This is a genomic window from Erwinia wuhanensis (assembly GCF_030484085.1).
Lineage (GTDB): Bacteria > Pseudomonadota > Gammaproteobacteria > Enterobacterales > Enterobacteriaceae > Erwinia > Erwinia aeris.
Map to the genome: position 1 here is coordinate 235,996 of NZ_JAUJUH010000002.1, position 12,665 is coordinate 248,660.

Sequence of the window (12,665 nt, forward strand, 5' to 3'; positions counted from 1 at the left end):
CGCGGAAATTCCTGAATGTTGCCGCTGCTCTGATGGCAGTGCAATAAATTTAGCGTAAAACACCCTTTAATTCAACATGTTACTAGTAAACAAGAAGTTAAACCGTGAATATAAACGTCGCAGATTTGTTAAGTGGAAATGACATTCTGTTATTATTCGTCGTACTGGCGCTCGGGCTCTGTCTGGGTAAATTACGCCTGGGTTCAGTCCAACTGGGTAATTCTATTGGCGTTTTAGTTGTTTCTCTTCTGCTTGGCCAGCAGCATTTTACGATGAATCCCAACGCCCTTAATCTCGGTTTTATGTTATTTATTTTTTGTGTGGGTGTGGAAGCCGGGCCGAATTTTTTCTCTATTTTCTTCCGCGACGGCAAAAATTATCTGATGCTGGCGCTGGTCATGGTTTCCAGCGCGGTGCTGATTGCGCTGGGGCTGGGCAAACTCTTTGGCTGGGATATCGGTCTGACCGCCGGTATGCTGGCAGGCTCCATGACGTCCACGCCGGTATTAGTGGGGGCTGGCGACACGCTGCGCCATACCTATCCCAGCGGTGCGATGCTGAGCCAGGCGCAGAACAACCTCAGCCTGGGCTATGCGCTGACCTACCTGGTCGGGCTGGTCAGCCTGATTTTCGGCGCACGCTATCTTCCCCGGCTTCAGCACCAGGATCTGCCGACCAGCGCGCAGCAGATTGCCCGTGAGCGTGGCCTGGATGCCGAACAGCGCAAGGTTTACCTGCCGGTGATCCGCGCCTATCGCGTAGGGCCGGAGCTGGTCGCCTGGATTGACGGTAAGAACCTGCGCGAGCTGGGCATCTATCGGCAAACCGGCTGCTATATAGAGCGTATCCGCCGCAACGGCATTCTTGCCAATCCTGACGGCGATGCCGTCCTGCAGCAGGGAGACGAGATTTCATTAGTGGGCTACCCGGATGCGCATTCCCGTCTCGACCCCAGCTTCCGCAACGGCAAAGAGGTGTTCGATCGCGATCTGTTGGATATGCGCATCATCACCGAAGAGATCGTGGTCAAAAACAATAACGCCGTGAACAGAAGGCTCAGCCAGCTCAAGCTGACGGATCACGGCTGCTTTCTGAACCGCGTGATCCGTAGCCAGATTGAAATGCCTATTGATGACAGCATTATTTTAAACAAAGGCGACGTGCTGCAAATCAGCGGTGAAGCGCGGCGGGTGAAATCGGTGGCTGACAAAATCGGCTTTATTTCTATTCACAGCCAGGTTACCGATCTGCTGGCCTTTTGCGCCTTCTTTATTATCGGGCTGATGGTGGGCATGGTCACCTTTCAGTTCAGCCGCTTCAGCTTTAGCGTGGGCAACGCGGCTGGCCTGCTGTTCGCCGGGATCATGCTGGGCTTTCTGCGGGCGAACCATCCGACCTTTGGTTATATCCCGCAGGGCGCCTTAACGATGGTGAAAGAGTTTGGCCTGATGGTATTTATGGCCGGCGTAGGATTAAGCGCGGGCAGCGGTCTTTCGCACGGCATGGGCGATACCGGTCTGCTGATGCTGGCGGCCGGCCTGACGGTCAGCCTGCTGCCGGTGGTGATCAGCTTTGTTTTTGGCGCCTGGGTACTGAAAATGAACCGCGCCTTGCTGTTTGGCGCCATTATGGGCGCTCGCACCTGCGCGCCAGCCATGGAAATTATCAGCGACACGGCCCGCAGCAATATTCCGGCCCTCGGCTATGCGGGAACTTACGCTATCGCTAACGTCCTGCTCACGCTGGCCGGAACGTTAATCGTGCTGATCTGGCCAATGATGGGTGGCTAAAATAATTTCCGATTGTTTGCGAACTTTTGCTGGTGCCCGCAGTCATAATTAATGCCACTGCTTTTCTTTGAAATCCCCAGATTGTGGAGCCCGTTAATCTTATGATTGACGGGTTTTTTTCTTTTTGTTTTCCGCTGTTTCCTGCCCGTTCCCCTTTTTCTGTCCTCAATCCTTAACGAAACCACAACCGCTAACGGAATTAAGAGCGAGCCTATTTAACTTTTATTGGGCCGCTTCTACCTTATGCGGCTGCCTTCAGGGATGCCGTGACGGGCTGGCCGCCGCGCAAACCTCTGAGCAGATTGCGACACTTTAAGGCCGTCACCGGCCCGTTTTTACTTTCAGGTACGTCAGGTACCGCTGAACGAGATGAGGAAATAACCATGCTGGAAGCGCTAAACCGGTCGCTGTTTCTCTGGATTAACGCCACGCCCGACACGCCCGCCTGGTTGATATCGCTGGCTACCCTGGTGGCTCGCGATCTGATCACCATTGTGCCCGTACTTATTGTCGCGCTGTGGCTGTGGGGGCCGAGAAGTCAGGTTGGCTCGCAGCGCCGGCTGGTCCTGAAAACCGCTATCGCTTTGGCCTGCGCCTTAACCGTATCCTGGCTGATTGGCAGCCTGTATCCTCATCCACGCCCCTTTGTTATCGGGCTGGGCCATCAGTTTCTTGCGCACGACGCGACGGAATCCTATCCCAGCAATCACGGCACCATTATTTTCACTTTTGCCATCGCCTTTTTCTGCTGGCATCGCGCCTGGTCAGGTGTAGTGCTGCTGGCGGCCGGCCTGGCAATTGCCTGGTCACGCATCTTCCTGGGCGTTCACTGGCCAATGGATATGCTGGGCGGCCTGCTGTTGGGGATGCTTTCCTGCCTGGTGGCGCAGGTTACGTGGCATTTTTGCGGCCGTCGCTTATTGCATAATATTTCTTCGCTTTACCGACTCTTGTTTGCTTTCCCTATTCGCAAAGGCTGGGTGCGTGAATAATACTTTGCCAGGTTAAGTGTAATAATCAGGCCGAAGCAACGGCTTACATTATCGACACAATATTGCGCAACAGGCCGAAATAATAAACGCCTTTTATTCGTCCGTTGCGCAAATGAATAAAATTAACCCTACGCATTGAAGATTAATTTTTAAGTTATTGATTTATTTATATAAAACTCATAAATACTGTAAATGCTCGTGAGAGAGCATTATTTAACCAATCGCGCAGCGGCCAGATTTAGTTTTAATGACTATAGTAACCGCTTCCACTCAGCACTTCTTATGGTGCTCACCTTTCCATTCAGACGATCGCGCTATAAATACGCAAAGTAATCCCTTTATCTGAGATCTGTGCCTTCTAATTTTCCCTTTCTTCTTCTTTTTCTGGTGGTAGAGTGTTGCTCGCCTCAGCCAGAGTAGTTAATTACGCTGACGAGCGCCGTTTTCCTGCTTTACGTTCAGGTTATTTAGCTCACTATTTTCAACCGGGAGATTGTCAATGGAATCCACTAAAACGGCTACGCTGCCGTCAACGGACGCGTCGACAGAGTGGCGCAAAAGCGACACCACGTGGATGCTCGGCCTGTACGGCACGGCTATCGGCGCTGGCGTGCTGTTTTTACCGATCAATGCCGGTATCGGCGGGCTGATTCCTCTGCTTATTATGGCGGCTCTCGCTTTTCCTATGACTTTTTTCGCTCATCGCGGTCTCTGTCGCTTTGTACTCTCCGGACGCGGCGATCGGGATATTACCGGCGTGGTGGAAGAACATTTCGGCGCGGGCGCGGGCACGCTGCTTACCCTGCTCTATTTCTTTGCTATCTATCCTATCCTGCTGGTTTATAGCGTGGCTATCACCAACACCGTCGAGAGCTTTATCACCCATCAGCTTCATTTGTCGCCGCCGCCCAGAGCGCTGCTGTCGCTGATTTTGATTGCAGGTTTGATGGCAATCGTGCGCTTCGGCAAAGAGACCATCGTTAAAACCATGAGTGTGCTGGTTTATCCTTTTGTCCTGGTGCTGATGGCGCTGGCGCTATTTTTGATCCCACACTGGAACAGCACGATTTTTCATCATGCGGAAGGCAGCAGCAAGGGCCTGTGGATGACGCTCTGGCTGGCTATCCCGGTCATGGTGTTTTCTTTTAATCATTCACCGATTATTTCGGCTTTTGCGGTAGCAAAGCGTCAGGAATATGGCGATAACGCGGCAAAAAAGTGCGCGCGCATTCTGGCCCGCAGTCATCTGATGATGGTAGTGACGGTGATGTTTTTCGTCTTCAGCTGTGTGCTTAGCCTGTCGCCGGAAAACCTGGCGGAAGCGAAAGAGCAGAACATCTCTATTCTTTCTTATCTGGCTAACCATTTTAATACCCCGCTGATGGGCTGGCTTGCGCCGCTGATCGCGATGGTCGCTATCACCAAATCGTTTCTGGGCCACTATCTGGGCGCGCGCGAAGGCTTTAACGGCCTGATCGCCAGGACTTTCCGCCAGCCGCCGGCGGAAAACAAACTGAACCGGATAACGGCAGTCTTTATGTTTCTGACCACCTGGCTGGTAGCAACCAAAAACCCCAGCATTCTGGGGATGATTGAAACGCTGGGCGGGCCTGTGATTGCCGTGCTGCTTTTCCTGATGCCGATGTACGCGATTAACAAGGTGCCGTCGATGCGCCAGTACAGCGGGAAAATCAGCAACGTATTTGTGGTGCTGACAGGCCTGATCGCCATTTCGGCTATCGCTTACGACCTGTTCTGACCAAGGATGCGCCACGGATGGCGCCGTAGCATGTCGATATTAAGCGCTTAGCCTAACCATTTGCCGAACCAGCCTTGCAGCTTCATCAGCACAAAGTCCCACATCCGGCTAAACACGCCCCCCTCTTTCACCTCATCCATCGCCACCAGCGGACGCTGCTCAATAGTTTTACCGTTCAGCTGAAAATCAATGGTGCCGACGATCTGATTTTTCTTTAACGGCGCCGTCAGCTGCGGCTCGTTGAGCGTAAAGCTCGCTTTCAGCTCCTTTGCCCGATCTTTTGGCAAGGTTATCGCTGCATCTTCCGCCACGCCCAAACGCACCTCTTTCCGATCACCGAACCAGACCCGCTGCGAAGCAAAGGGTTTGTCGGCTTTTATCGGCGTGATAGTTTCATAAAAACGGAAACCCCACGTCAGCAGTTTTTCGCTTTCGCGAAAGCGTATGGCGTCGGTTGCTGCGCCCAGCACCACGGAGATCAGCCGCTGTTCTCCTTGCGTCGCTGAAGCGACCAGGTTGTTTCCCGCTCCGGCGGTATGGCCGGTTTTGATGCCGTCTACCTGCAGATTTGTGCTCCACAGCAGACGGTTACGATTGTGCTGTTTAATATTATTGAACGTGAATTCTTTCTCTTTATGCAGCGCGTATTCCGCCGGCACGTCGCGGATCAAAGCCTGGCCAAGCAGCGCCATATCACGGGCGGTGCTGTACTGGCCGTCTGCATCCAGCCCGTGCACGGTTTTAAAATGCGTGTTTTTTAGCCCCAGCGCCTGGACGTAATTGTTCATCAGCCCCACAAAGGCGTCCTGGCTTCCCGCCACGTAATCCGCCAGCGCAATGCTGGCATCGTTGCCGGACTGGATCACCACGCCTTTGTTCAGTTCGGCGACGGGAATGCGATCGCCCGGCTTTAAAAACATCAGCGAAGAGCCTTTCAGTATAGGGTTACCGGTAGCCCAGGCATCCTGGCCGATGGTGACCAGATCGTCATCGTGAATTTTTCCCGCTTTCATCGCCTGTCCAATAACATAGCTGGCCATGATTTTGGTCAGGCTGGCCGGATCGTGGCGCTCGTCCGCATTGGATGCGGTTAGTACCTTACCGCTGTGGTAGTCCATCAGGATCCAGGCTTTGGCCTCAACCTGTGGCGGCACAGGGGCTTCCGCTGCGCGGCTGCTAAAAGAGGCCACGAGCAACAAAACAGGGAGCGTGGCAGCGTGAATTCCGGCGGAGAGGCGCATCATGGTCATGGCGGTTTCTGGCTATCCTTATGAAAAATAAAAGCTTGTCGCATTTACGGGCGAAGGGTCTTTTACGCTAGCGTTTATGGCCGCTAAAAAGAACCTTGATTCAGTAAAGTTTTTTAAAATTTATTAGAGAAACTCACCGCGCCACAGGGGCGTTAGTCTGATTTTGCAGCAGGCTGTTAAGTCCGTCACAAAACTCCGCTAATCTGAATTCAGTCTCTTGGTGGAGTCAACATGATGGATTTAGCCCTGTTCGATCTTGATGAAACGCTTATTTGCGAAGACAGCGCCAGCCTGTGGTGCCGCTGGCTGGTTTCGCAAGGGTATGCGCCGGCCGTGCTGGTAGAGCAGGAAAGAGCGCTAATGGCTCGTTATCGTGAGGGCCTGCTGTCGGCAGAGGAGTATATGCAGGCGACGCTAACGCCGCTGGCAGGCATGGGTACGCTTACCGTTGCCGGCTGGGTCAGGCGCTTTATTCAGCGCGATATCCTGCCTCGCCTCTATCCTGCCGCGCGCGAAAAGCTGGCATGGCACCAGCAGCGTGGCGATAAAGTGATGGTGATGTCGCCAGGCGGCGACCATCTGGCGACGCCTATCGCGCAGCAGCTTGGCGCAGATGGCGCGCTGGCTGTCGGCGTGGAGATCGTCAACGATCGCTACAGCGGCCGCCCCTGCAGCGTAGGCAATAACGGCAGGGATGCGACGGCCAGACTGACGGACTGGCTGGCGCTAGAGGATGACGCGCGGTTTACGCAAATCTGGGCCTATAGCGATTCCATTAACGATCTGCCGCTGCTGGAACGTGCCGATCGCGCCCACGTTATTAATCCAGCGGAGCCGCTCTATCAGCTGGCGCTACAGCGCGGCTGGGAAGTGTGCCGCTGGATAAAATAGCGGGCTGCCCTCGCTTTCCCTGGTAAACCGGCCCCTCGGCCGGTTTTATTTCGGCGCAATGCGCAGCAGTTTGCCGTCTGTTTCATCCGTTAATACGTACAAATAGCCGTCAGGGCCGGTGCGCACGTCCCGAATGCGCTCGCCGCGATCCTTAAGCAGGCGGGCTTGCTCCGTCACCTTTTCGCCGTCCACGGTCAGATGGATAAGACTTTTGTCTTTCAGCGCGCCGATAAAGAGCGAGTTTTTCCATGCCGGAAAGCGATCGCCCTGATAAAACGCCATTCCGCTGAGCGCAGGCGAAACCTTCCAGTAAAGCTGCGGCTGAACCGTATTCGGTGCTTCGCCGCCCTGAGAACCGGGCACTTTGTCGCCGCCATAATCTATGCCCCAGGTCGCCAGCGGCCAGCCGTAGTTTTCTCCCTTACGCAGAAGATTAATCTCATCGCCGCCGCGCGGGCCGTGCTCATTTTCCCACATTTCCCGCGTCGTCGGATTCAGCGCCAGCCCCTGCGGATTGCGCATGCCGTATGTCCAGATTTCAGGCCGTGCGTCCTTTTGCTGCACAAATGGATTATCTTCAGGCACGCTGCCATCCGCTTTCAGCCGCACAATTTTGCCGGTAAGCGTTTTAAGATCCTGCGCCGTCGCGGCCTGGAAATTATCGCCAAAGCTGATGTAGAGATAGCCTTTGTCATCAAAAGCCAGCCGTGAACCTAAGTTGGCGCCACCTGAGAGTTTCGGTTCCTGACGCAGTACAACGCGAAAACTCTCAAGCCCGGTATGGGCTGTATTCAGCCTGCCATAACCTACAACCGCGCCGGCACGTCCCTCTTTATCTGCTTCCGTATAGCTGAGCCAGACCCGACGGCTTTGCGCAAAATCAGGCGCCAGCGCGATATCCAGCAGGCCGCCCTGTCGTTCGGCCCAGACCTTGGGGACGCCTGTCAGCGGCGCCGACAGCCCCTTTCCCTGCTGCCACAGGCGCAGCTGCCCGCCGCGTTCGGTGATCAGTAATCCCTGCTCCTCCGGCAGGAAGGCGATGCCCCAGGGATGATCTAATCCTTTTTGGAGTTCGGTCACGGTAACTTCTTCGGCCACAGCCGTTCCCATGGTCAAAAGCGAGGCGCTCAGCAGGCAAGTTTGCAGCAGTCGGGACATACTTTTTCTCCAGATAAAGGGGCTGAAATAACTCTAGTGGAGATGCTTTTCAGGCGGGCTACCTTTACAAAAATTCAAAATTGATAGCAGATTCAATTAACTCGATCGCTTAAAAAAAGTACTGGATATTTAAACAGGCAACTGTATAATATTTCTACTGCCCGCTCGGGTGTCTTTTGAAAAGCTTGGGGGTAAAACCTATGATGATTTCGACAGAAAACCTCAGCTCGCTGAATCAATCGGTCACGATGAGCAGCCGGGAAATCGCTCAGTTAGCTGGTATTCCGCACGGCGAAGTAAAACGGCTGATCAAAACGCTGGAAACCACCCAGCGTCTTTCTCAACCGCTGACGATTGGTGTTTACGAGCGTGATGGCGAAACGCGTCAGGAGTATTGCCTGAACAAGCGCGATTCGTTACTGGCCGTGGCGCGTCTTGCGCCCGCGTTTATCACCCAGGCGCTGGACAGCTGGCAGGAACGCGAGAGAAGTACTCGCCTGCCGGATTTCACCAATCCCGCAGCGGCGGCGCGGGCCTGGGCCGAACAGTTTGAACAGCGCCAGGCAGCCGAGCAGCAGCTTGCCCTTTTCGCCCCAAAGGCGGAGTTTTTTGACCGCTTTGTGCAGGTGGAAGATTCGCTGGGTTTTCGCCAGCTCTGCAAAATGCTGAAGGTGAAAGAACCTGAATTCCGTCAGTTCCTGTTTGAACGCAATATTATGTACCGCGCCAACGGCACGCTGATGCCGCAGCAGCACCATGTGCAGGCGGGCTACTTTACGGTGCGCACCAGCGTAGGCGAGAACCTGCACGCCTTTTCACAGGCTCGCTTTACTGCTAAAGGCGTGAAATGGGTGACTAACCTGTGGGCAGCGCATCTTGCTGCACAGCCAAAAGGCGCAGCGGCATAACAGCAGTAATCGGCCATGGACTGGCTGGGTTATAGCGTGTTGTCACTCTGATCGGGTGGCTGATGTTCCGGCTAAAATAATCCGCAGCACGCCCGCTTTCAGAACCGTTGTTTATGCGGAGGCTATCCCTTCCGCTTGTCGGTTATTCCGCCTGGAACACGGTACAGTTGGGCGGCTTTAAGAGCCGTCTTTTATGCTGAGGCTAACCCTCCTGATTGCCGGTTATGCTATCTGATATCCTGTCTTAAACCCGGTACCGGTAATCGGCTTTCAGAACCATCGTTTATGCTATGACTCTCCCTTCCGCCTGACAGTTTCCTGCCTGAAACCGGGCTGCAGTTAGTTATATGGATAAAACTCGTTGCCTGTTGTAGCTGACCGCTGTTAATCATCCCGCCTGAAGATTTGTGACGCGCTGCAGGCTTCAGAAAAGTCTGTTTTTGCGGGGAGGCTTATCTGGAATATTCCGTTCGGTTTTAAGCGCTTTTCAGCGCCATGCCTGCTTTCCGCCACGTTTTGACGCGCGCTGTATCTGCTTGTTTTCTGGGCATCCGGTGTGGGTAAATGAGAATCTATCGTGTTTGCCTTCCCATTTTTACCAATTTCTACCAGGCTTATTGCGTTGCTTAACTAACGTAATCTACCAGGAGGAAAACATGTTTCATCATTCATCGAAACTGCAATATCCGGTAAAAGTCGACAAGCCCGATCCAGAATTTGCCATGCTGTTGCAGCAGGCCATCGGCGGTGTCGAAGGGGAAATACGCGTTGCTATGCAATATTTTTTCCAGGCGATGGGGACTCGCGGCGATCCACGCATTAAAGATTTGCTGATCTCCACCGCTACCGAAGAGCTGGCTCATATCGAAATGCTTGGTCACGCCGTCGCACTTAACCTTGAAGGCGCACCGCTCTCCTATCAGGAAGAGTCGGCAAAGGATCCGGTAGTTAACGCTATCCTGGGCGGCATGAATCCGCGTCATATTCTGTCGTCAGGCCTGGCGGCCATGCCCGTCAACGCCAACGGGATGTCTTTTGATATGAGTCACATTTACGCTTCCGGCAACGTCGCTGCGGATATGCTGGCTAACGTTACCGCAGAGGCTACCGGCCGCGTACTGGCAACCCGCCTGTATAACCTGACGGAAGACAAAGGCATGAAGGATTTCCTCTCTTTCCTGATTGCCCGCGATACCATGCACCAGCAGCAGTGGCTGGCGGTAATTGAGGATATGGGCGGTATCGGTGCGTCTATGCCTGTTCCGAACAGCTTCCCGCAGTCGGAGGAGGCGCAGGAGCACTCTTATTACTGTCTGAACACTTCGCTGGATAAACCGCTGCCGAAAGGCCGCTGGAGTGAAGGCCCGGCCTACGACGGCGTAGGGCAGTTTACCGCGAAAGAGAAACCGGACATCCTGGGACAGGAACCTATCCTTGGCCCGGCCAGACCGGGTTCCGGCGCGCAGAAAGAACAGATCCAGCCGGGCGCTCCGCTGGAAAATTAATGCTGTATTCAGGCCGCTTAACTGCGGCCTTTTAACGTTTAACCGCGTTAGCCATATTTCGCCTGATGGGCTTTTTTACGTTTCAGGTAATCTTCGTCCTCACGGATCTTATCCCACCAGACTTTAAAAATAGCCGCCGCTTCCGCTTTCTCTTCATTCACGTGATAAGGCAGTACCTGCCGATCTTCGTCATATTTGCGGCCGCCTTTATGATTGGCGTAGCGCCTGGCTCGCGTATAGCCCATCTGAATAAATTTTCGCGCCATGTCCATACCGACAAAATCATCTTTTGCACGGTACTCTTCGAACAGCGCCATAATTTTTTTAGCCGAGGCTTCCGCAATGGCAGGCGTTCTGAAGCGCCAGTGCGGTAATATTTCGCCTTTATAAGGCTCGACCATCAGGACGCCCTGTTCACCGCGCCCAACCTGATACAGCTCAGGATGCTGACGAAAATCGATGGTTTTAAAATCCTGCTCGTAATCAAATTCCTTCACGGCCCACCTCTGGGTAAAAAGCTAAGCCTGGCACAGGAAAAGAAAAAGACGCCAGCATGGCTCAGTTTTTCAGTTTAGGATCCAGCGCGTCGCGCAGCCCATCGCCCAGCAGATTAAATGCCAGCACGGTCAAAAAGATGGCGAGGCTGGGGAAAATCGCCACGTGCGGCGCCATCACCATATCCGCGCGTGCCTCGTTCAGCATCGCGCCCCATTCCGGCGTGGGCGGCTGCGCGCCCAGCCCCAAAAAAGAGAGGCTGGCGGCGGTAATAATCGAGGTGCCGATACGCATGGTGAAATAGACCACCACAGAGGAGAGCGTACCCGGCAGAATATGGCGCAGGATAATAGTGACATCTGAAGCGCCAATGCTTCTGGCGGATTCAATGTATGTCATCTGTTTCAACACCAGCGTGTTACCGCGTACCAGACGCGCAAAGGCAGGAATACTGAAAATAGCCACGGCGATAACCACGTTCGCCATGCCGCTGCCCATAATAGCGACCACGGCAATCGCCAGTAAAATTCCGGGGAAAGCGAACAGCACGTCGCTGATGCGCATAATAATGCGATCCCACCAGCCTTCATAATAGCCCGCCAGCAACCCCAGCACCGTACCGATGGCCGCGCCGATCGCTACCGAAAAAAAGCCGGAAATCAGCGATAAGCGTGTTCCCAGCAGCACGCGGCTAAAAATATCGCGGCCCAGCGAATCGACGCCGAACCAGTGCATCGCCGATGGCCCTTCCGTCAGGCGATCGTAATCAAAGTAGTTTTCCGCGTCGAAGGGCGCCAGCCAGGGCGCCACAAAGGCAACCGCAATCAGCAGGATAATAAAGAGGCCGGCCGTCATCGCCACCGGCTGGCGACGAAAGCGCCGCCAAAATTCCCGCCACGGCGTGCGTACGCGATGCTGTTTTATCGTTGGCATCGCGGCCAGGGCCGCGCTACGTCGCCAGTTTTTCATCGCCCGTCCTTATTTGTAGCGAATAGTCGGGTTAATCGCCGCATACAGCATATCGACAACCAGGTTAATAAGAATAAATTCCAGTGAAAACAGCAATACTTCGGCCTGTACCACGGGGTAGTCGCGCATTTCTACCGAATCCACCAGCAGGCGCCCCAGTCCCGGCCAGTTGAACACCACCTCCACCACAATCGAGCCGCCCAGCAAAAAGCCGAACTGTAGGCCCATCATGGTAACGACCGGGATCATCGCGTTGCGCAGGCCATGCTTGATCACCACCCACGTTTCGCGCACGCCTTTCGCCCGCGCGGTACGCATGTAATCTTCCTGCATCACCTCCACAAAAGAGGCGCGGGTAAAACGGGCCATCACTGCGGCAACGGCCGCACCCAAAGTGATGGAAGGCAGAATATAGTTGCGCCAGCCATCCGCGCCGACGGTAGGCAGCCAGCCCAGTTCCACGGAGAAGATTTGCATCAGCAGCATGCCCAGCGCGAAGGCGGGAAAAGAGATGCCGGAAACGGCCAGCGTCATGCCGATACGATCCGGCCAGCGATTGCGCCAGACGGCCGAGACGATGCCGATAGTCATGCCGAAAATCACTGCCCAGACCATGCTGCTCAGCGTCAGCCACAGCGTGGGCAGAAAACGCTGGGCGATTTCCGCCGAAACAGGTCGACGGGAAACCATCGACTGACCAAAATCGCCCCGTATCGCCTGGCTGATAAAATGCCAGAACTGCTGAATCAGCGGCTGATCCAGGCCCAGCTGCTGGCGTACCAGCGCCACGACGGTGGCGTCCGCTTCCGGCCCGGCCACCAGCCTGGCCGGATCGCCCGGCAGCATATGCACAAACAGAAAGACCAGCACCGCCACGATAAGCAAAGTGGGGATCAGGCCCAGCAGTCGTTTAATAAAATAGTTAAGCATAGGTTTCCTGACACGTTC

General features: G+C 54.4%; 11 protein-coding genes. 6 read left to right on the forward strand and 5 right to left on the reverse strand.

Translation table 11 applies throughout. From position 1 onward, the window contains the following. Nucleotides 1–104 precede the first annotated feature (104 nt). From QZH36_RS05530 to QZH36_RS05540, 3 genes are all read left to right on the forward strand, one after another. Nucleotides 105–1,790 (forward strand): aspartate:alanine antiporter, encoded by a 1,686-nt coding sequence (locus QZH36_RS05530; RefSeq protein WP_253454756.1) that lies wholly within the window; start codon nucleotides 105–107, stop codon nucleotides 1,788–1,790. Between the two features lie 386 nt (nucleotides 1,791–2,176). Continuing rightward, a complete protein-coding gene (gene ybjG, locus QZH36_RS05535) occupies nucleotides 2,177–2,782 on the forward strand; it encodes an undecaprenyl-diphosphate phosphatase (RefSeq protein WP_253461051.1) in 606 nt (201 codons plus the stop codon). A gap of 499 nt (nucleotides 2,783–3,281) precedes the next feature. Further along, the gene (locus tag QZH36_RS05540; RefSeq protein ID WP_301251244.1) at nucleotides 3,282–4,541 is read left to right on the forward strand and encodes an HAAAP family serine/threonine permease; all 1,260 of its coding nucleotides are present in this window, start codon (nucleotides 3,282–3,284) and stop codon (nucleotides 4,539–4,541) included. 47 nt (nucleotides 4,542–4,588) lie between these two features. On the opposite strand, the gene QZH36_RS05545 is transcribed toward QZH36_RS05540, so the two are convergent. Beyond that, complete coding sequence (locus tag QZH36_RS05545; protein WP_253454758.1) at nucleotides 4,589–5,791, reverse strand: serine hydrolase; 1,203 nt, start codon at nucleotides 5,789–5,791, stop codon at nucleotides 4,589–4,591. 234 nt (nucleotides 5,792–6,025) lie between these two features. On the opposite strand from QZH36_RS05545, the gene QZH36_RS05550 reads away from it, so the two are divergent. After that, complete coding sequence (locus tag QZH36_RS05550) at nucleotides 6,026–6,682, forward strand: HAD family hydrolase (RefSeq protein WP_301729921.1); 657 nt, start codon at nucleotides 6,026–6,028, stop codon at nucleotides 6,680–6,682. Between the two features lie 45 nt (nucleotides 6,683–6,727). Here QZH36_RS05550 and QZH36_RS05555 read toward each other — a convergent pair whose 3' ends face one another. Then, nucleotides 6,728–7,840, reverse strand: a complete 1,113-nt coding sequence (locus tag QZH36_RS05555) for a PQQ-dependent sugar dehydrogenase (RefSeq protein ID WP_301251245.1) — start codon at nucleotides 7,838–7,840, stop codon at nucleotides 6,728–6,730. Between the two features lie 200 nt (nucleotides 7,841–8,040). Between QZH36_RS05555 and QZH36_RS05560 the strand changes: the two genes are divergently transcribed. Both QZH36_RS05560 and QZH36_RS05565 read left to right on the forward strand, forming a co-directional pair. Beyond that, complete coding sequence (locus QZH36_RS05560; RefSeq protein ID WP_253454759.1) at nucleotides 8,041–8,748, forward strand: phage antirepressor KilAC domain-containing protein; 708 nt, start codon at nucleotides 8,041–8,043, stop codon at nucleotides 8,746–8,748. Between the two features lie 656 nt (nucleotides 8,749–9,404). After that, nucleotides 9,405–10,253 carry a manganese catalase family protein gene (locus QZH36_RS05565; protein ID WP_301729787.1) on the forward strand — a complete coding sequence of 283 codons (849 nt, stop codon included), beginning with the start codon at nucleotides 9,405–9,407 and terminating at the stop codon, nucleotides 10,251–10,253. A gap of 47 nt (nucleotides 10,254–10,300) precedes the next feature. On the opposite strand, the gene QZH36_RS05570 is transcribed toward QZH36_RS05565, so the two are convergent. The 3 genes from QZH36_RS05570 to gsiC form a co-directional block, all read right to left on the reverse strand. Continuing rightward, complete coding sequence (locus tag QZH36_RS05570) at nucleotides 10,301–10,750, reverse strand: DUF4385 domain-containing protein (protein ID WP_301729788.1); 450 nt, start codon at nucleotides 10,748–10,750, stop codon at nucleotides 10,301–10,303. Nucleotides 10,751–10,811: 61 nt separating this feature from the next. Continuing rightward, a complete protein-coding gene (gene gsiD / locus QZH36_RS05575) occupies nucleotides 10,812–11,717 on the reverse strand; it encodes a glutathione ABC transporter permease GsiD (protein ID WP_253454762.1) in 906 nt (301 codons plus the stop codon). 9 nt (nucleotides 11,718–11,726) lie between these two features. Further along, nucleotides 11,727–12,647, reverse strand: coding sequence for a glutathione ABC transporter permease GsiC (gene gsiC / locus QZH36_RS05580; protein WP_301729789.1), 921 nt, complete (start codon nucleotides 12,645–12,647; stop codon nucleotides 11,727–11,729). Nucleotides 12,648–12,665 lie beyond the last annotated feature (18 nt).

Excerpts from the sequence above, each read along its gene's own strand:
- QZH36_RS05540 (WP_301251244.1), top strand. The coding sequence starts at position 3,282 with ATGGAATCCACTAAAACGGCTACGCTGCCGTCAACGGACGCGTCGACA.
- QZH36_RS05545 (WP_253454758.1), bottom strand. The coding sequence starts at position 5,791 with ATGACCATGATGCGCCTCTCCGCCGGAATTCACGCTGCCACGCTCCCT.
- QZH36_RS05550 (WP_301729921.1), top strand. The coding sequence starts at position 6,026 with ATGGATTTAGCCCTGTTCGATCTTGATGAAACGCTTATTTGCGAAGAC.
- QZH36_RS05555 (WP_301251245.1), bottom strand. The coding sequence starts at position 7,840 with ATGTCCCGACTGCTGCAAACTTGCCTGCTGAGCGCCTCGCTTTTGACC.
- QZH36_RS05560 (WP_253454759.1), top strand. The coding sequence starts at position 8,041 with ATGATGATTTCGACAGAAAACCTCAGCTCGCTGAATCAATCGGTCACG.
- QZH36_RS05565 (WP_301729787.1), top strand. The coding sequence starts at position 9,405 with ATGTTTCATCATTCATCGAAACTGCAATATCCGGTAAAAGTCGACAAG.
- gsiD (WP_253454762.1), bottom strand. The coding sequence starts at position 11,717 with ATGAAAAACTGGCGACGTAGCGCGGCCCTGGCCGCGATGCCAACGATA.
- gsiC (WP_301729789.1), bottom strand. The coding sequence starts at position 12,647 with ATGCTTAACTATTTTATTAAACGACTGCTGGGCCTGATCCCCACTTTG.